At 42.6% G+C, this 18,559-nt stretch carries 16 protein-coding genes; 10 read left to right on the top strand and 6 right to left on the bottom strand.

Annotation, left to right across the window (positions count from 1 at the left end):
- Nucleotide 1: 1 nt before the first annotated feature.
- The 3 genes from ACFSYC_RS17920 to ACFSYC_RS17910 form a co-directional block, all read right to left on the bottom strand.
- Nucleotides 2–802, bottom strand: a complete 801-nt coding sequence (locus ACFSYC_RS17920) for a tRNA pseudouridine synthase A (RefSeq protein WP_377130222.1) — start codon at nt 800–802, stop codon at nt 2–4.
- Nucleotides 803–900: 98 nt separating this feature from the next.
- Nucleotides 901–1,122, bottom strand: a complete 222-nt coding sequence (locus tag ACFSYC_RS17915; protein WP_377130221.1) for a CDGSH iron-sulfur domain-containing protein — start codon at nt 1,120–1,122, stop codon at nt 901–903.
- A 74-nt stretch (nt 1,123–1,196) separates the two neighbouring features.
- Nucleotides 1,197–1,796, bottom strand: coding sequence for a GNAT family N-acetyltransferase (locus ACFSYC_RS17910; RefSeq protein ID WP_377130220.1), 600 nt, complete (start codon nt 1,794–1,796; stop codon nt 1,197–1,199).
- A 99-nt stretch (nt 1,797–1,895) separates the two neighbouring features.
- Here ACFSYC_RS17910 and ACFSYC_RS17905 point away from each other — a divergent pair, with 99 nt between their 5' ends.
- Nucleotides 1,896–3,635, top strand: coding sequence for an ABC transporter ATP-binding protein (locus ACFSYC_RS17905; protein ID WP_377130219.1), 1,740 nt, complete (start codon nt 1,896–1,898; stop codon nt 3,633–3,635).
- Nucleotides 3,625–5,382, top strand: coding sequence for an ABC transporter ATP-binding protein (locus ACFSYC_RS17900; RefSeq protein WP_377130218.1), 1,758 nt, complete (start codon nt 3,625–3,627; stop codon nt 5,380–5,382). The genes ACFSYC_RS17905 and ACFSYC_RS17900 overlap by 11 nt, the downstream gene beginning before the upstream one ends.
- On the opposite strand, the gene ACFSYC_RS17895 is transcribed toward ACFSYC_RS17900, so the two are convergent.
- On the bottom strand, nt 5,379–7,562 hold the full coding sequence (locus ACFSYC_RS17895; protein WP_377130217.1) for a sensor histidine kinase: 2,184 nt from the start codon (nt 7,560–7,562) through the stop codon (nt 5,379–5,381). The genes ACFSYC_RS17900 and ACFSYC_RS17895 overlap by 4 nt on opposite strands.
- A gap of 103 nt (nt 7,563–7,665) precedes the next feature.
- Between ACFSYC_RS17895 and ACFSYC_RS17890 the strand changes: the two genes are divergently transcribed.
- The 3 genes from ACFSYC_RS17890 (at nt 7,666) to ACFSYC_RS17880 (ending at nt 13,050) form a co-directional block, all read left to right on the top strand.
- A complete protein-coding gene (locus ACFSYC_RS17890) occupies nt 7,666–8,112 on the top strand; it encodes a response regulator (protein ID WP_377130216.1) in 447 nt (148 codons plus the stop codon).
- A gap of 83 nt (nt 8,113–8,195) precedes the next feature.
- Complete coding sequence (locus tag ACFSYC_RS17885; protein WP_377130215.1) at nt 8,196–11,756, top strand: PKD domain-containing protein; 3,561 nt, start codon at nt 8,196–8,198, stop codon at nt 11,754–11,756.
- 283 nt (nt 11,757–12,039) lie between these two features.
- Nucleotides 12,040–13,050, top strand: coding sequence for a PorP/SprF family type IX secretion system membrane protein (locus ACFSYC_RS17880; protein WP_377130214.1), 1,011 nt, complete (start codon nt 12,040–12,042; stop codon nt 13,048–13,050).
- Between the two features lie 119 nt (nt 13,051–13,169).
- Here ACFSYC_RS17880 and rpoN read toward each other — a convergent pair whose 3' ends face one another.
- On the bottom strand, nt 13,170–14,645 hold the full coding sequence (gene rpoN, locus ACFSYC_RS17875) for an RNA polymerase factor sigma-54 (RefSeq protein ID WP_377130213.1): 1,476 nt from the start codon (nt 14,643–14,645) through the stop codon (nt 13,170–13,172).
- Nucleotides 14,646–14,795: 150 nt separating this feature from the next.
- On the opposite strand from rpoN, the gene mscL reads away from it, so the two are divergent.
- The 5 genes from mscL (at nt 14,796) to tsaB (ending at nt 16,979) form a co-directional block, all read left to right on the top strand.
- Nucleotides 14,796–15,185, top strand: a complete 390-nt coding sequence (gene mscL, locus ACFSYC_RS17870; RefSeq protein ID WP_377130236.1) for a large conductance mechanosensitive channel protein MscL — start codon at nt 14,796–14,798, stop codon at nt 15,183–15,185.
- A gap of 172 nt (nt 15,186–15,357) precedes the next feature.
- Complete coding sequence (gene rpmH / locus ACFSYC_RS17865; protein ID WP_175268754.1) at nt 15,358–15,516, top strand: 50S ribosomal protein L34; 159 nt, start codon at nt 15,358–15,360, stop codon at nt 15,514–15,516.
- A gap of 74 nt (nt 15,517–15,590) precedes the next feature.
- On the top strand, nt 15,591–15,974 hold the full coding sequence (locus tag ACFSYC_RS17860) for a ribonuclease P protein component (protein ID WP_377130212.1): 384 nt from the start codon (nt 15,591–15,593) through the stop codon (nt 15,972–15,974).
- A complete protein-coding gene (yidD, locus tag ACFSYC_RS17855) occupies nt 15,971–16,213 on the top strand; it encodes a membrane protein insertion efficiency factor YidD (protein WP_377130211.1) in 243 nt (80 codons plus the stop codon). Before ACFSYC_RS17860 ends, yidD begins: the two co-directional genes overlap by 4 nt.
- Nucleotides 16,214–16,295: 82 nt before the next feature.
- Nucleotides 16,296–16,979, top strand: coding sequence for a tRNA (adenosine(37)-N6)-threonylcarbamoyltransferase complex dimerization subunit type 1 TsaB (tsaB, locus tag ACFSYC_RS17850; protein ID WP_377130210.1), 684 nt, complete (start codon nt 16,296–16,298; stop codon nt 16,977–16,979).
- Here tsaB and ACFSYC_RS17845 read toward each other — a convergent pair.
- Nucleotides 16,976–18,439, bottom strand: a complete 1,464-nt coding sequence (locus ACFSYC_RS17845) for a DUF5723 family protein (RefSeq protein ID WP_377130209.1) — start codon at nt 18,437–18,439, stop codon at nt 16,976–16,978. The two genes, tsaB and ACFSYC_RS17845, sit on opposite strands and share 4 nt — an antisense overlap.
- Nucleotides 18,440–18,559: the final 120 nt, after the last annotated feature.

The following is an 18,559-nucleotide window of genomic DNA, read 5'->3' as shown; positions in this document are numbered from 1 at the left end:
TTCAGACAGTCAACCAGCTTTCTTCATCCCTTAACAAAGCAAACGCGCTTCGTGACGTTAAATTCAGATAGGGATAGGTAACTTTCGACAGGTACAAACCCTGCGGATGCGCGGGGATAATTACTGCAGGGGTTTGTTTGCTGATCAGGTACGATTCAAATTCATCTACACTCATTTTGCCGCGACCAATTTCAAGCAGCCTGCCCATGATAATGCGAATCATTTTTCCTAAAAAACGGTTGGCCGAGATTTGAAATCGAAGCCTGTCGCGCTGCGCATCAACAAATAAAGCGGCCGTAGTTACATTGCAGATGTTGTGCGAGTTTTTATCGGGCGTTTTGCAGAAACAGCGGTAATCATTATACAATGGCAGTAATGCCACAGCAGCCTTCATTTTATCAAGCTCCCAATTTTTCTCTAAGTAAAGCGAACTGAAATCGCTTAAAAAAGGGTCTTTATACGTATGGATAAAGTAATCGTATGATCTGGATACGGCGTCAAAACGGGCATGCGGCAAGCCATCCATCGGGATAATGTCAAATACGGCTATATCAGCAGGTAAAAGTTTATTAAGCCGGAAGACGAGGTCAAAATCCCACTCGCGCTCCACATCCATGTGGAAGAAAAACTGGCTGGCGTGTACGTGAGCGTCGGTGCGGCCACAACCGTTGATAAAGGTAGGCGTTTTTAATATGCGGGTTAGCGCGGTTTCAATAACCTGCTGCACGTTTATCACATCCGGGTCGCGCTGCCAGCCGCTATACTTAGTGCCGTGATAACCGATGTGGACGAAATAGCGCATAGAAATCGGCCCCTCCCAAACCCTCCCCGGTAGGGAGGGCTTAATTGTTTATTTTGTTAGTAAGTCTCCCCTACCGGGGGGGATTAGAGGGGGCTGTTTTACACCTTTTTAGGCGGCAAATCAAACGCTACGGCGTTGTGCTCAAAATGACCTTTGTGAGATCCGTCGCAAAATGGTTTGTTGGCAGATAAGCCGCAACGGCATATCGAAACCACGGTACGGCCTTGTAAGTTATAGTTGTTGCCCTGCATATCAACAATCTCAAAATCGCCGTCAATCTTTACAGATCCGTTGTTGTTAATGGTTAGTTTTGTGCTCATGTATTTAAATTTCTTGTTAAGGGCAAAGATAATTTAATGGCTAACGCTATAGCATATTAAGTGCTATTCAGAATCTATCTTAGCTTGCTACTAATATTGTGCTTTACAGTAGCATGCCATTCATCTTTCAATATACTTAATACAATCGAATCGCGTCGACCACCGGCAGCCAGGGGAAAATGATCGCGCAACACGCCCTCAACCGTGCAGCCAATGCTTTTCATGGCGGCTATACTGCGTTGGTTCTTATTGTCGGCCCTAAACTCAACTCTCGCCATACCCAAATTTTCGAATGCGAATAGTAGTAATAAGAATTTGCAACGCTTGTTAAGTCCCGTTCCCCTAAACGTTTCGCCGTACCAGGTATAGCCCAATTGCAGGGTTTTGTAAGCAGGTTGTATATCATAGTAACGCGTGCAGCCGGCGTACTGGCCGGTAGTTTTATCGTATACAATAAAGGCGTACTCTTTTCCGGCCTGGCGGGCCGTAACTGCCTCGTTAACATACGTCCGCATAGCTTCTTCGCCTGCGGCAGATTTTAGCGAGTATTGCCAGGTATCAGGCTCGTTTAACGCAAAGGGGATAAAGTGTTGTAAATCGTCGGCTTGTAAGGGCCTTAACAAAACTTTATCGTCCTCAAGTATATAGTTTGCATCTTTGTCAAATTCTGTCATCTGATTTAGTTTACAATTGTTAAAATGTTTTAATTCGGCAATCGTCTACAATTTTAGCCAGAATTAAAACATTTGCACAATATTTGCCAATAATATAACATGCCGCCGCCAAGTACACCTCAAGGCCCTAAACCGCCAAGTATTTTACCTTTGCTAAAGCCCTATGGCGGGCTTATAGCCCTGTTATTGCTGTTTGCTCTGTTCAGTAACGGCATTAACCTTATGTTGCCTAAGCTAATAGCAAACGGTATTGACGCTTATACCCATAATACCTTTAATGTTAAAAGCCTGGTTACCCAGTTTTGTATTGCGGTAGGGCTGGTGTTTATATTTGGCTACCTGCAAAGCATTATACAAACATATGCTTCAGAGCGTGTTGCGCGCGATCTGCGAACGCGCCTGGCAGATAAAATTTCGCGCCAAAGCCATGCTTTTATTGAGCAGGCCAACCCATCAAAATTGCTGACCAACTTAACGGCAGACACCGACTCTATTAAGCTTTTTATATCGCAGGCCATTGTATCTATCGCGTCGTCTATATTTATCATCGTGGGCGCCAGTATTTTATTGCTGAGCTTAAACTGGCGCTTGGCTTTGGTGGTTATGGCTATCATCCCTATTATAGGCGGAGCGTTTTTTTATGTGTTGAAAAAGGTAAGAGCCTTATTTATACAGAGCCGGCAGGTGATAGACTGGCTTAACAAAATCATAAACGAAAGTATCCTTGGGGCCGCCCTGATAAGGGTTATCAACTCGCAAAACCTGGAGACGGTTAAGTTTTTAGAGGCCAACAGCAAAGCGCGCGATTTTGGATTAAACATCCTGAAAATGTTTGCCGGCCTTATACCGGTAGTAACGTTTACTGCAAACCTTGCATCATTAAGCATTTTGGCCATAGGCGGGCATTATGTAATTAATAACCAGATGAGTTTAGGCGAGTTTGCCGCGTTTAACAGCTACCTTTCTATGCTCATCTTCCCGATATTGGTGATAGGTTTTATGAGTAACATTATAGCGCAGGCAACAGCATCATACACCCGTATCAGTATGATTTTAAACGCCGCTGACTTGGAAGATAAGGGCACTGTGACAGCAAATATTACCGGCAAAATTGAGCTAAAAAATGTTACGCTTAACTTTGGGCAAAAACCTGCGCTGAAGGATGTATCGATGAAAGTGGCTGCAGGTTCAAAAATTGCCATTATTGGCCCAACAGCAGCGGGCAAAACGCAGTTACTATATTTATTAACCGGGCTAATTAATGCCAACGCCGGCGAGACTTTGTATGATGATAAGCCCATAGCTACTTACAACAGCGAAAGTTTTCATAGCCAGGTAGGTTTTGTGTTTCAGGATAGCATTATCTTTAATATGAGCATCCGCGAAAATATCGCGTTTAGCGATACAGTAACTGACGAATCATTACAAAAAGCTGTTGATACGGCTGAGCTGAAGGATTTTGTAGCCAGCTTACCCGAGGGCCTGAATACAATAGTGTCTGAGCGGGGCTCAAGCCTGTCGGGTGGCCAAAAGCAGCGTATTATGCTGGCAAGGGCGCTGGTCGTTAACCCCAAAGTTTTATTGCTTGATGATTTTACTGCCCGGGTTGATACTAATACCGAGCGTAATATACTGGCCAATATCAAAAACAACTATCCGGAAATTACGCTGATATCGGTCACGCAAAAAATAGCTGCCATTGAGCATTACGACCAGGTTATATTATTGATGCAGGGCGAGATTGAAGCCAGTGGCGAGCATCAGCAACTGATGGCCACCAGCCCGGAGTATGTACAAATTTATAATTCGCAACAAAGCACCAGCAACTATGAATTATAATTTGAACAAACTGTCTGAGCGGGCCGAAAAGCTATCAAACCTGGCTGCCTTACGTAAGCTGCTGCAGCTAATAGCTAATGAGCATAAAACGCTGGTGCTGGCTACTATTGCCATCATCATTAATTCAGCATTGAACTTGCTTGGCCCGCTTATTATTGGGCATACTATTGATACTTACGTGCAGGGCAAGCAATACCAGGGTGTATTGTTTTGGTGCGGCGTTTTACTATCCATGTTTTTAGTAGGCTTAGTTACCAGCTATCTGCAAGCCAAGCTAATGGGCGGGGTGGGGCAGCGCATGTTGTTTACGCTGCGTAACGCCATTTTTAATAAACTGCAGCAATTACCGGTCGACTTTTTTAACCAAAACAAAGCCGGCGACCTGATATCACGCGTAAATAATGATACCGACAAGCTTAACCAGTTTTTCTCGCAATCGTTAGTGCAGTTTATCGGTAGTATAGCCACCATGACAGGAGCCGGTGTGTTTTTAATGGCGATACATGTACAATTAGGCCTTGCTGCTATGGCGCCTATGTTATTGATATTGATCTTTACCATGGTGGTATCGCCCTGGGTTAAACGCACCAACGCCAAAAACCTGAAAAGTGTGGGCGGCATGAGCGCCGAGATTCAGGAAAGCCTGAACAACTTTAAAGTGATTATAGCCTTTAACCGCCGCGATTATTTTAGGAAACGTTTTGATGTAGCCAATCAGCAAAACTATAAGTCGGCGGTAAGCGCGGGGCTGGCCAATAACATTTTTATGCCCGTGTATACGCTGGGTGCAAGTTTGGCCCAGCTAACGGTACTTGTGCTGGGCATTTATATGATTGGTAATGATTTTTCTATCGGTTTGTTAATAGCTTACCTGTCGTACGTCACCTTGTTTTATAATCCGTTAAGGCAGCTTGCGGCGCTGTGGGCCAACTTCCAGACCGCTATGGCGGCCTGGGACAGGATATCGCAAATATTAGGACTGGAAAGTAATTTGGTTAGCATTGACGATAGCACTGAAACACATTCTGACGCGTTGCTTGAATTTAAAAATGTTCATTTTGGTTATGCAGCCGGGCATGAGATATTGCACAACGTAAGCTTCAAAATGGAGCGCGGCAAAACCTACGCGCTGGTTGGGCCTACCGGCGGCGGTAAAACTACAACAGCATCGCTTATAGCCCGTTTGTATGATCCTACGCAGGGCAGCATTCTACTTAACGGCAAAGACATCCGCAGTTACAGTGCTAATGAGCGCGCCCAAAAAGTAGGTTTTATTTTACAGGAGCCATTTTTATTTACAGGTACCGTGCGCGAAAATATTTTGTATGGTAACGATGCGTATAAAAATTATTCCAACCAGCAGTTAGAGCAGGCTATTGCCGATGCTAACCTGGGCAGCCTGCTGGCGATTTTTGAGGAGGGACTAGACAGTAAAGTAACATCGGGCGGCGACAGCATCAGCCTGGGCCAAAAGCAGTTGATTGCCTTTATGCGCGCCGTGCTGCGTAACCCCGACCTATTAATACTGGACGAAGCAACTGCCAACATAGACACCATTACCGAAAAACTTTTAGGCGATATATTGAACAACCTGCCTGCCCATACTACCCGGGTAATTATAGCCCATCGTTTAAATACTATTGAGAATGCCGACGAAATCTATTTTGTAAACTCCGGCGAAGTTATCAAGGCTGGCTCGTTGAATGATGCCGTGGATATGCTGCTTAAAGATAAGCGCGTTAGTTAATACTCTTCGTCCATCTTAGGGGCTGTCAGGTTTTTAGGGATATTGATGGTAACGGTAGTGCCTACACCGGGCTCTGACTGTACTTGGATTGTCCCATGGTGTTTCTCGATAATACCAAACACAATAGATAGCCCTAATCCTGTTCCTTCGCCAACAGGTTTGGTGGTAAAAAATGGTTCAAAAATGCGTTGCCTTACATGCTCATTCATACCAATACCCGTGTCTGTTATTTCGATGATGACATGGTCTGTTGCGTCCCGTGTGTAAATGGCAACGCTTTCGTTATGATGCACGCGTTTGGCTTTTATAGCCTGTATGCTGTTGTTAATAAGGTTAAGCAATACCTGGTTTAACTTACCCAGGTAACAATTTATTGGCTCTACATTATCAAGTATTGGCTTAATCTCTATGTAATAGGGAATGGAGCTTCGCAAAATTACCAGCGTGCTTAAAACAGCTGTGTTGATGTTGGCTTCAACAAGCTCCAGCTCGTCCATGCGGCTAAAGGTGCGTAAGCTTTGTACTATTTCGGCAGTCCGGTTGGCACCTTCTTCAACGCCGTTTAACAGCTTAAGTATTTCGTCTTTAACAAATGGAACATCAATTTTATTACAGTAGGCGTTAGCTTCTTTCAGCAACCCAGTATTTTCGGGATGATTAGCGGCTTGCTGATATTGATTGAGGAGGTTAAATAGCTCATTAAAGTCTAACCGCAAAGGGGCCACATTTGAGCTTACAAAATTGATAGGGTTATTAATTTCGTGCGCAATGCCGGCTGTCAACTGTCCCAGCGACGCCATCTTCTCGGTCTCTACTAATTGGATCTGGGCTGCTTTTAAGGTATCAAGCGATACAGATAAGCTTTGGTTGGTTTCAATGAGTTCCAATGTGCGCTCTCTTACCTTGTTCTCTAAAAAGACATTTTGCTGTGTTATAAGCCGTTCGTTTTGTTTGGCAATGGCAAGTGCCGCCAATTGCGATTCGGTGTTTTGGCGGCGATAAAAGTTGATCTTATCGGCCAACGCCACAGAGAACAGTATCAACTCGACCACGGCGCTGCCTATCAGTAAATTTAGGGTAAAGAAGTTGTAAGGTATAAAACCGCTGTTGCGGGCTATAGTTAACAGTAAAGCAATTAAAAACAATCCCCAGCCGATAATGAAAAACTTGGCCGGCTTAAATCCCCTGATGTAAAGTATGATCACCGCAATTAACAACGATGCCGAGGTAGCTATAGCACCCCAGGTAATGAGCGTGTAAGCTATCCGTGTAGCACCGGTTACCGTTGCCGCAGCAGATATGATGTATATCAAAAATAGCAACTGGTATACGCTGTAATACTTTTTAAGGCTTGTTTTAAACTGCAAAAACTCCCCTGCGAAGAGTAATAGAGAGAAACCAAAGAAAATGCGGATCAGGGGCGTAACGTATGTATTCATAACTGCTACGTTGCCGGGGAATATATAGCTGCCCAGGCCAAGCGTAAACAGCTGCGTCAGCCCTAAAAAAACAATATACACCACATAGTACAGGTAACTTCTGTCGCCCACGTTTATAAAAAGCATAAGGTTATAAAGGGCCATGATGATAAACATGCCGATAAAGGCGCCGTTTATCATGTTTTCAATACTGCGTTTTTGTATAAACTTATCGGCACTTTGTATCTGTATAGGTATCACCACGGTGGCATTACTTTTTATACGAACAAAAAACGTTCGGGTAGTGCCCGGCTCAATACTAGCATCAATAAGCATTACACCCTTGTTAAGCATATTTGAGCTGTATTGCGGCGACTTTGAGGTTAGCAACGCCATTTGACCATCGCCGTTTTTGTCGCCTGGCCTGGTTTCTTTAAAATAAATGTCAAAGTCGTCTATAATGCTTTTGCTGATGGTAATGGGCAAGTAATTTTGGCTGGTATTATTGGTTACCGTAAACTTTAACCACGTTACTGATTTTGAAATTTTTAACCTGGGGAACCTGTCTTTTATTGGATGAAAATCTTTATTGCTGAAAATATCCTGCGGAACAATGGTCTTGTTATGGTCTTCAAGCTCTTCAAAATATCGGTTGGTTAAGTAATACGATTCGTTGTTACTAACCTGCAAGGTATCGGTTACCAGGGCCATAGCGCTGATATATTTTATCAGGAAACACAGGATTAGCAATATTTTTTTCATTTTTACAATTCAGGGCTCGGTATGCCATAAAAATGCATAGAAAAACAAAAAAATGTGCATCTTTTGAAATTTAAAATTAAAAACCTCGTTTACAAATAATTATATGGCAATAGGTGTACTATACGTTGATGATGAGATAAATAACATTAACAGCTTTAAAGCCGCCTTCAGGCGCGATTTCGAAATTTTTACCGCCATATCTGCCAAAGAGGGGCGGAAAATATTAGACAGCCAGGAGATTGGTGTTATCATAACAGATCAACGCATGCCCGGTATGACTGGTATTGAGTTTTTAGAGTCCATATTGTCAATTTACCCGGATACTATAAGGATATTGTTAACCGGTTTTTCTGACATTAATGCTGTAATGGATGCCATTAACCGTGGGCAGGTTTATAAATACCTGGTAAAGCCATGGCAAAACGATGAGTTAAAGATGTATATAGAAAATGCCCTCGAAATATATAATTTACGCAAAGAGAATAAAGAACTTGCCCGCAAATTGCGGCTGGCTTACGCGGAGCTTGATTCCCTTGGCAAATCGCGTTAGTACGGCAACTGTTTACTTTTAATTTGCGTATATTGGTTTGATCGGATTGATTTAAGTGGAGCGATTTTAACGTGTAGTGGATTTTGAAGAAAGTATTTTACACAGTAGTAATTCCCCTGTTACTAATGGTAAGTTTACAAGCTTATTCGCAGAGTAATAAAGGGACGGAGTTTTATACGGCATTTATGTGCCATAATAATGGTACTGGTAGTGCTGGCGGTGCCAGTATGGTACTATACATTACCTCAGACTTATCTACCAAAGGTACGGTTGAGGTAGGGGGAGTGCGCCTGCAGGATTTTACCGTAACCGCAAACTCAGTAACTTTTGTTGATATTCCCATAACCGCTCATATTGACGCGCAAGGTTTATTTAGCGATAAAAGCATTCACATCACGTCAGAGCGGCCGGTAGCCATTTATGCCCACATTTATGCCTCCAATGTATCCGGGGCTACATTATTGTTACCCGTTAATGCTATGGGTAAAGATTATATATCACTTAACTACACGCAGATATCAAACGCGCAGGTAAACAACCCGGCATATTCAACCTTTGCTATCATAGGTACAGAGGATAACACGTCGGTATCAATAACCCCGGCGGCCGATCTTTTGAACGGCGAACGTTCTGGTGTCGGCTTTACTATTACCTTAAACAAGGGCGACGTTTATCAGGGTATGTCAAGAACTGATTTAACCGGGACTAAAATCAAATCAGTTAGCAGCGGCACTGCAGCCACATGTAAAAAAATAGCCGTTTTTTCCGGCGCCAGCCGGATGGGTATAGGCTGTAATACAACAGCCCGTTCTTTTAGTTCTGACAACTTATTTCAGCAGGTTTATCCTACCGCTACCTGGGGAAAAAACTATGTAGCTGCCCCATTATTGTCGCGCCCTTTTGATGTTTACCGAATTGTATTAAAAGAACCAAATACCACGGTAACCCTAAACGGCAGTCGATTAAATTCCTCATCATTTACAAATGGCTTATACTACGAGTTCAGCTCCACCAGCACCAACGTGGTTACGGCGGACAAGCCTATACAATTGGTGCAGTATTCGCCCACGCAAAATCAAGAGATCAATTGCTCAAGCATCCAAGGCGATGTTGGCGACCCTGAGATGATATATCTGAGCCCGATAGAACAGGGTTTAAATCACGTTACATTGTACTCTACATCCAGGTACAACATTAGCAGGAGCTTCATTAATGTCATTATAGCCAGCAATGCTACGTCTACCGTAACGCTTGATGGCACGCCGTATAATGGCTTTTTGCAGGTGCCGGGTACCAATTACGCATATGCGCAAATCCCCGTTAGCGCAGGTAGCCACACATTAAACGCCGGGGTACCGTTTAATGCTGTAGCTTACGGGTTTGGAAACACAGAATCATACGGTTATGCTGCCGGTACCAACCTGCAAGATCTTAATACCAATGTTGGTTTAAAAAACACCGAAGATATTGACGTGCCGCTAACTACCGGCTGTAGCGATAAGTCTTATAAGCTGCAATCTATCATACCATTTGAAACACCAAGCATTACCTGGAAAATAGACGGAGAGCAAAAGCCAGTTATAACTAACCCCACCTATACCCGTACAGTTTTGAGAGACGGTAAAACCCTGTATGTGTATGAGTATCCAGACCAGATAAACTTTACGGCGGGCACGCATGTGGTAATTGCCACTGTATTTAATCCAAATACAAATGATGATTGCGGGGCCAATGTCGATATCGAAAATGTGTTCTCCATTACAGACCCGCCCGGCAAAGATATTGGGGCAGCCGTCAGCAATTGTTTAGGCGATCCGACAGTATTTAAAGACAATACTACCACTGCCACAAGTAACGTGATAAAAAGCTGGGAATGGGATTTTGGCGACGGCAACAAATCTACGGATCAAAATCCATCGCATACCTATGCCGCCGCCGGAGATTATGATGTGCGCTTAACAGTTGTTGACTATAGCGGATGCTTAACTGTCAGTGATATTAAGAAAGTCCATATCGTAGCCAAACCGGTAGCCAATTTTACGTTGCCTGTTGTTTGCATAGATAAGGAGGCTACATTCACCAGCACATCGTTACCAGTAGAACCCGGCGCTATAATTACAAAATGGGAGTGGGATTTTGGCGATGGCACACCTGTATCTACCCTGCAAAACCCAACACATACTTATGCGGCTATACAAAACTATAATGTAAAGCTTACGGTTACTACGGCCGCCGGTTGCATTAGTATCCCTAAAATATTGACGGTACCAGTAAATCCGCAACCGCTTGCAAGTTTTACACTGCCTGACGCCTGTGTGATGGACCGCAACTCGCAGTTTACCACAACCAGTACAATAAGTGATGGTACTCAGTCTGAATTTAAATACGATTGGGACTTTGGTGACCCCGGCAGCGGCGCAGCTAATAAATCTGCTTCGGCAAATCCGCAGCACTCTTACAGTCGGGAAGGAAACTACATTATTACTCTAACGGTTACGTCAAAGTACGGCTGTGTAGACATTAAGCAAGATACGTTTACCGTTAACAGTGCAGACCCGCATGCTAAATTTGCGGTAGATAATAAATTTATCTGCGGTACCGACGGCTTAACTTTTGTAGATGGATCTAAGCCTGATTTTGGAGAAGTTACCAGGATAAGATTTTACTATGACCTTGCCAACCGCCCAACAGAGTACCAGGAGTTTTATAAAAACACTTTGCGTGCAGACAAAACGTACCATATTGATTACCCGATAAATAATACAGGGCTACCAATTTCGTATAACGTTAAGTTGGTTGCGTTTACAGGCTCTGGTACTGGGTGTACAGCCGAAACTGCTACCCAGCAAATTGTTATTAATCCTAGCCCCCTGGTTAGCTTATCTATAGGTACGGTTGAGCTTGTTGGTGCACAGGTTTATTGTCAAAATGACCCTGCTATTCAAATTACCGGTACCGAAGCTCATAATTTGCGGGGTACCTATGAATTTAAGGGTCCGGGTATTACGGCAACTGGCTTGTTTGACCCTAAAATTGCCGGGCCGGGTACCCATACTATCACTTATAAATTTACTGTGGATGATGCAAATACAAATTGCGAGTACAATACTACTTTTCAGGTACTGGTAAATCCCAGCCCTGCCGTTTCATTGCCGGATCGTTATACGGTGCTCGAAGGTAGCCAGCTAACCTTACAGCCTAAGATAACGATGCTTGGGGGCGGTGCGTTGACCTATAAATGGTCGCCTGCGGCAGGGTTAAGCCAGGATAATGTTGCTAATCCGGTTGTAAGTATCAATGCTGACGTTACGTATACCTTAACAGTAACGTCAGACAATGGCTGCCCTACGGTAGTAAAGACATTTGTGAAGGTGTTAAAAATCCCTGTTATACCCAACGCGTTTACTCCAAATGCGGATGGTATTAATGACACCTGGGAAATTAAATATTTAAATGATTACCCTAACGCAACTGTCGAGATTTTTAACCGTAGCGGTAGCAGGGTGTTTTATTCAAATGGTTATACAAAGCCGTGGGATGGGACATTAAACGGGGGTAGTTTGCCGTTTGGTGCTTATTATTATATAATAAGCCCAAATAGTGGTAGGAAACCTACCGCAGGATATTTAACACTTATAAGATAGCAACATTACCACTAATTCAATATTCAACGTGCACCGGCGCCAAAACGGTGTGAAAAGCGTCTTGCTTTTGTAGGTCGTACTGATTTTATTTTTATTACTTGCCAAGCTCGTCACGCAAAAAAATAACTTACCACTTAATAAATATGCTACAACATATCTTCAAATACGCTTTAAAGGCTATATTCGTTCATTACTTTAGCTCGAAGCATAATTGTAGAATTATAAACCGTTTATCTATCTAAAAGCTAATAACTGTTTGATTACTATGTGGCGTGAATTTTTAATGAAAAGATACATCTGTTTGCTTCTGCTTGGTGTTTTTATATTCAACAATTCAAAGGCGCAGCAGTTGCCACAGTTTACACAGTATATTTTTAATAACTTTATTTTAAACCCCGCTGTAGCCGGTATTGAAAATTATACCGATTTAAAAATGGGCTATAGGGCGCAATGGAGCGGCCTGAATGGTGCGCCTGTTACAAGTTTCCTTTCTATCAATGCGCCAATTGGCCGCAACTTTATTGAGGGCGACGCAGCAGGTTTTGGCGGAGATAATTCTAACCCATCTAGTAGGTTATACAGTCAGTATTACCAGGCATCGGCACCGCACCACGGCATAGGGTTTACCATGCTTACTGATAAGGCCGGGCAAATTACCCAATCAAAATTTGCAGCGGTGTACGCTTACCATTTAGGTTTGGCGCCAAAGTTAAACCTATCTTTAGGGGTGTCGGCTGGTTTAAGCCACCTTACCTTTAACTCGGCAGATGTTGTGTTAAGTAATCCGCTTGACCCCGCCATAGCCAACATAAGCAGCCCTTGGAAACCAGATATTAGCATAGGCGCATGGCTATACTCAGGCGATTTTTATGCAGGATTGTCTGTCCAACAGTTACTTAAACAAAACGTATTTAATAACTCAACCGCCACCACAGAAGGCAGCCAGACGGTGCCACATTTTTACTTAACCGGCGGAACCAAGTTTTACGCCACAGATGATATTACGCTTTTACCATCAATATTGATAAAGCAAATAAAACCGGTGCCTTTAACTTATGATTTAAACTTAAAGGCGTCTTTTAGAGACAAATTTTGGATAGGAGGTTCTTATCGTCATAATGATTCGTTCGCCGGCCTCGTGGGGTTTAACCTGAGTTCTTTTATCAACATAGGTTATTCTTACGATGCTACTACCAGCGCGCTAAATACCGTAAGCCGTGGCACGCACGAAATAGTGATAGGCATAATGCTTAACAACAGGTACAAGGTTACTTGCCCGCAGCACGGATTTTAAGCGTAACTGCCTCTAAAAAGAGGGATTCAGGTATTCGAATTAACAGCGAAGGCCTCATTTTTAAATGAGGCCTTCGCTGTTAAAAAGTGTTTTAAATGCTCCTTAGAGAGGCTAGGAGGCTACAGTTCCTTCCGCAATCTTGCCACCGGTATATTCATTTGTTCGCGGTATTTAGCCACGGTACGGCGGGCAATGTTGTAACCGGCCTCTTTTAGTATGTCGGTCAATTTTTCGTCGGCGAGCGGATGGCGCTTGTCCTCTTTACCAATATGTTCTTCCAGGATTTTTTTAACTTCTTTGTTTGATACCTCTTCGCCGCTTTCGGTCTGTATAGCTTCAGAGAAGAAAGATTTCAGCAAGAAGGTGCCATACTCTGTTTGCACATATTTTGAATTGGCCACCCTTGATACCGTTGATATATCCATGCCAATTTTGTCGGCAATGTCCTTTAATATCATTGGTCTGAGGTTTTTATCATCACCGGTTAAAAAGAAATCATATTGGTAATGCATTATGGCATTCATAGTTTTTAACAGCGTTTGCTGACGCTGCTTTATAGCGTCAATAAACCATTTGGCCGAGTCGAGCTTTTGTTTTACAAAATGTACCGCCTCTTTTAATTTCTTATCTTTTTGCGACGCCTTGTCGTAATGCTGAAACATCTCCTGGTAGGAGCGGCTCACTCTAAGTTCAGGCGCGTTTCTTGAGTTTAAAGTTAATATCAACACCCCATCACTATTTTTGATGTGGAAATCTGGTATCACCTGCATTTGCTTGGTGTTCACCTCGTTCGAGTCGCCTGGTTTAGGGTTAAGCTTAAGTATCTCGTTCACAATAGCCCTCAGATCTGTCGACGTAAGTCCGAGCGATTTTTCAAGCTTATCGTAATGTTTGCGGGTAAATTCATCCAAATAATGCTCTACCACCAGGATAGCTTTTATAACTATAGGATCGCTTTGATCTTTACGACGCAGTTGTATAAGCAGGCACTCTTGTAAAGTGCGTGCGCCCACGCCCGGAGGGTCAAAGCTTTGTATCAGCTTCAGCATCTCCTCAACCTCCTCGTCTTCAGCCATCACGTTTTGCGAGAAAGCCAGATCGTCCGTAAGCGACATAATAGGCCTGCGCAGATAACCATCATCATCTAAGCTGCCTATAATTTGGCTGGCTATCTTAAAATCCTTATCCGGCATAGGCAACATATCCAATTGCGATTGTAGTAGCTCAAAAAACGAGCTCTGTACCGCAAAAGGTATTTCCTTACGATCTTCTTCATCGTCGCCATTCTGGTCATAGCGTGATCCGTATTCGTTTACGTTATCTTCCTGCAGGTAATCGTCGATGTTGAATTCATCCATCTCGCCGCGCTCTTCTTCGCTGTTGAAGGTATCCTCATCCGGGTCGCGGTCAGGGTATTGTTCTTCGGGCTCGTTAAGGTTAGTTAAACTCAGATCTTCGAGCGCAGGATTTTCTTCCAACTCTTCCTTAATGCGCGTATCTAAAGACACTGTAGGTACCTGCAGCAACTTTATAAATTGGATTTGCTGCGGCGATAGCTTTTGTAATAGCTTTTGTTGGAGGTTTTGTTTTAGCATAGATTAACGCGGTAAATTTACGTCAAATTACCTGGTAAATTAAAACTTGTTTAAAAACGAATATGATTTAAAAGTAAATGGCTAAAGTTGACATTTGTTTGGCTGTAACAGTTATTTTATAATAACTTTATGGATATAACTGGAGATACTATGGCTATTGTAAAAGAATTTAAAGAGTTTGCCGTGCGTGGCAACGTTATGGATTTGGCGGTCGCTGTTGTTATTGGCGCTGCATTTAGTAAAATTGTAAGCTCACTGGTTGATGATATTATAACCCCCGCTTTACTTACCCCGGCCCTTAAAGCTGCCCACCTAACTAACCTTGCCGAACTGGTAATACCAGGCACCGCAATAAAGTATGGTAACTTTTTGTCGCAGATTATATCTTTCGTCATCGTGGCAATTGCGCTTTTTATAGTAGTCAAGGCCATTAACGCCACCAAGAAAAAAGAAGAGGTTGTACCTGCCGCGGCACCTGCACCAACTACTGAAGAACTATTACTTACCCAGATCCGCGATTTACTGGCTAAGAGCAAATAATTTAGCATGTAGTTTTAAATCAGGCGTTTGGAAAGTTAAAGTAACGCGTTATTTTAGCGGTTTTTAAAATAAGTATAAAAGTGTACCCAATTTGGAAAAATGTATTTGATAAATAAAATATTTACAGTACATTTGCGCTCTTGTTTTTTAAAAACAAATAGAATAAAAAGTCATGAAAAGAACGTTCCAGCCTTCGCAAAGAAAAAGAAGAAATAAACACGGTTTCCGTGAGCGCATGTCTACTGCTAACGGTAGAAGAATATTAGCAGCCAGAAGAGCTAAAGGCAGAAAAAAATTATCTGTATCAAGCGAAGGCCGCCACAAAGCATAATATAAGGTTACTACTCTTGTTGCCGGGAGTGTGTGTGAGCCTGTTTTTTTAATCACGGTTCATAAAAAGTAACTATGTATACCTTTAAAAAAGAAGAACGGTTATGTAATAAAAGTCTTATTGACAGACTTTTTCATAGCGGTTCTTCTTTTTTGTGTTATCCCTACAAGGCATCCTGGCTTTATGTAGATGAGCTGCAACAAGCTCCCGCACAAGTTCTGTTTTCGGTATCTAAAAAGAGGTACAGAAGCGCTGTGGACCGTAATGCCGTTAAACGCCGCATGCGCGAGGCTTATCGCCTCAATAAGCAGCAGCAACTTTACACCCATCTTCAGGCTAGTAACAAGCAAATCATTTTATCAGTTGGTTATATTGGTAAGGCTATCGAGCGGTATGATTTGATGGAAAAGAAAATGATCAAGCTGTTGGTACAACTTAGTGCAGAACTGGCAAAATGAAAGCGCTTGTACCTTTTTTTAAAAATGTTATAAGCGCTATTTTTTTAGCACTTATAAGACTATATCAATACTTGTTATCGCCGCTTTTGGGGGCATCATGCCGGTACACGCCAACTTGTTCTGCTTATGGTATTCAAGCCATAAAAAAACATGGCCCTTTTAAAGGGGGATGGTTAACTTTAAAACGTATTGGCCGGTGTCATCCCTGGGGAGGTCATGGACATGACCCGGTACCTTAATTAGTTCATTTGTCATTGATGTTTAGTCAGCCTATGTTAATAGCGCTGGGTCTAAATGATGACTGATAACAATACTTTAGAAATGACTATACTTCAAATAGAAACAGCAACCACCGCATGTTCTGTAGCATTAGCCAAAGACGGGCAAGTTATAGCTGTTAGAGAACTTAACCAGCATAACATCCACGCGGAGGTTATTACCTTATATATAGACGAACTGCTAAAGCAAACCGGTTTGATTTATGCGGATCTTGATGCTGTCGCGGTGAGCAGCGGCCCAGGCTCATACACAGGCTTGCGTATAGGCGTATCAACTGCCAAAGGCTTGTGTTTTGGTCTGGACAAGCCCCTTATAGCCGTGGAGACACTTTCTGCCATGGCTCAGGGTATGATCAGTACCAGCAGCTTGGCGCCGAGAACTTTATTATGCCCCATGATAGACGCCCGCCGCATGGAAGTATACACCGCGTTATATAATATTGATGGCAGCGAGGTTAAACCAACAACGGCTGAGATAATTGACGAAAATAGTTTTGCGGAATATTTAAAGGATAATTCGATCGTGTTTTTTGGCGATGGCGCCGATAAATGTAAAGAGATGTTAGGTAATCACCCAAATGCTATATTTATAGCGGGGTTTGCTAACTCAGCCACTCATCTCACCCAAAAGGCCTTAGCAAAGTTTGTAAATGGCCAGTTTGAAGACGTCGCGTATTTTGAGCCTTTTTATTTAAAAGACTTTTTAGTTACGCAAAAGAAGGCCTAATTGTAGCCAGGATCTTTTTTACCAAATAGCTTGTCCCAGGTGCGGCCAAAAAAACCACGACCGTCGTCGCCATCTGGTATAGAGCTTGAATTTAAACGTCGCTCAATTAGGTATCCAAATTTAAATGACGCCCCGAGATAAAAGCCGAAGCCTGAGTGGCTTCCCTGGCTAACAGCAATTTGCTTTTTTTCTGGTGGGTTAGCGGCGCTTCTAGCAAGAGAAACAGATTGAAAGAGTTGCTCGGTACCTATAAAAAATTCAGAATTGTTTGCCTTGTACATAAATTGGGCACCTAAATTAAACAACTTAAGATCATTGTACGATGATACCACCGTGGCGGTATACTTGCCCATTTGTACCGGGGCAACTAATGCGGCTGTAAAACCATTATACATTAATTCTTTTGATGCGATGAGTGTGGGCGAAAACTTGAAGCGCTCATTACCGTCTAACCAGTATTGTTTATTTACGCTTAACTCAAGCAAACCGTTGGTAGTAGTGGTAAATGCTCCGGTTGTTTGATTGCTGGTTGTAATCTCGGTTGAGCCGTTTTTTATTGCAGTTTCACGATCAGCGCCTAAAAAACCTTCTATTGTGCTGGTGCCGCCAAATACGCCGGTTTTTGAAGCTTTGTTCCAGTAGATAAACCCAAGGTCTTTTAAGTTAATCTGCCATTTATAGCCAAGCCCATCTGTAATCATGGTGCCTACGCTTATGGCTGCGCCCGGATTTAAAAACGTAGGGCCGTATTTCTGAAAATTGCTTTTGTTGTCAGCGGCGCTGGTTCTGCTTTCGCCTTCAAGGCTAAGTATCGCGGTTTCGGTACCCGCAGTTCTGTCAAAAGTTATTGATGATTGTGTGATATTAGTTTCGCGATAAACAATACCTGATAATGCACTTAATTTTAAACCAAAGGCAAAGTGTTTGGATACCTGCTCCCGATAAGTAAAACCTATTTGATGATAAAGCTGATAGCGAAAATTGTCATTTAAAACATTGCTGTAAGAGTTACCTGTAAAGTTATTGAAGCCATTAAAAATCGCTAAAGTTTCATCTGTAGCAAGGGCTCTGGCGTCGCCTTTTACATTATAAAAGGCTCCAACTTCCTGATCGCCATTTTCGCTTGCAAAAACTTTAAACATTAAAGCGTACGAGTTGAAATTTAGCCGTATCCTATTAAAGGCATTTTCGCCAGTTTTTAAATTAGCGCTGTTGTAATAAGATGAAAATAGCCTGGTTTTTACACCTTGTTGCGCGTTGCCGGCAATATAAAAGTCACTCGAGAAATTTGGAATGAAAAAATTGGATGCATATTGACGGGTAGTATCGGGGATAAAAGCGCGCTGAGCCGGATTTTCAAAAGAATCATACAATGAGCCGGTGTTATATTGCGAAAATTGTTGACCAAATACGTTAATCGTAATTAAAATAAAGCACCAAATAAGTAAGGTTTTTTTCATCTGTTAACTTACATCGGGGGTATAAATGAGTTTTTAAAGATAAAATTTCAAAACCTATTATCGCCAAAATAAAATGAAATATTGTTTTTTGGTTAATAAAGGTTGCAGCTAAGGGGGTTA

Source organism: Mucilaginibacter antarcticus (assembly GCF_042686155.1).
In the GTDB taxonomy this organism is placed as follows: Bacteria; Bacteroidota; Bacteroidia; order Sphingobacteriales; family Sphingobacteriaceae; genus Mucilaginibacter; species Mucilaginibacter antarcticus.
This window is presented reverse-complemented; position numbering and strand designations above follow the sequence as displayed.

Bases quoted from the DNA above. Each gene is read 5' to 3' on its own strand.
- ACFSYC_RS17920 (WP_377130222.1), bottom strand. From the start codon at position 802: ATGCGCTATTTCGTCCACATCGGTTATCACGGCACTAAGTATAGCGGC.
- ACFSYC_RS17915 (WP_377130221.1), bottom strand. From the start codon at position 1,122: ATGAGCACAAAACTAACCATTAACAACAACGGATCTGTAAAGATTGAC.
- ACFSYC_RS17910 (WP_377130220.1), bottom strand. From the start codon at position 1,796: ATGACAGAATTTGACAAAGATGCAAACTATATACTTGAGGACGATAAA.
- ACFSYC_RS17905 (WP_377130219.1), top strand. From the start codon at position 1,896: ATGCCGCCGCCAAGTACACCTCAAGGCCCTAAACCGCCAAGTATTTTA.
- ACFSYC_RS17900 (WP_377130218.1), top strand. From the start codon at position 3,625: ATGAATTATAATTTGAACAAACTGTCTGAGCGGGCCGAAAAGCTATCA.
- ACFSYC_RS17895 (WP_377130217.1), bottom strand. From the start codon at position 7,562: ATGAAAAAAATATTGCTAATCCTGTGTTTCCTGATAAAATATATCAGC.
- ACFSYC_RS17890 (WP_377130216.1), top strand. From the start codon at position 7,666: ATGGCAATAGGTGTACTATACGTTGATGATGAGATAAATAACATTAAC.
- ACFSYC_RS17880 (WP_377130214.1), top strand. From the start codon at position 12,040: ATGAAAAGATACATCTGTTTGCTTCTGCTTGGTGTTTTTATATTCAAC.
- rpoN (WP_377130213.1), bottom strand. From the start codon at position 14,645: ATGCTAAAACAAAACCTCCAACAAAAGCTATTACAAAAGCTATCGCCG.
- mscL (WP_377130236.1), top strand. From the start codon at position 14,796: ATGGCTATTGTAAAAGAATTTAAAGAGTTTGCCGTGCGTGGCAACGTT.
- rpmH (WP_175268754.1), top strand. From the start codon at position 15,358: ATGAAAAGAACGTTCCAGCCTTCGCAAAGAAAAAGAAGAAATAAACAC.
- ACFSYC_RS17860 (WP_377130212.1), top strand. From the start codon at position 15,591: ATGTATACCTTTAAAAAAGAAGAACGGTTATGTAATAAAAGTCTTATT.
- yidD (WP_377130211.1), top strand. From the start codon at position 15,971: ATGAAAGCGCTTGTACCTTTTTTTAAAAATGTTATAAGCGCTATTTTT.
- tsaB (WP_377130210.1), top strand. From the start codon at position 16,296: ATGACTATACTTCAAATAGAAACAGCAACCACCGCATGTTCTGTAGCA.
- ACFSYC_RS17845 (WP_377130209.1), bottom strand. From the start codon at position 18,439: ATGAAAAAAACCTTACTTATTTGGTGCTTTATTTTAATTACGATTAAC.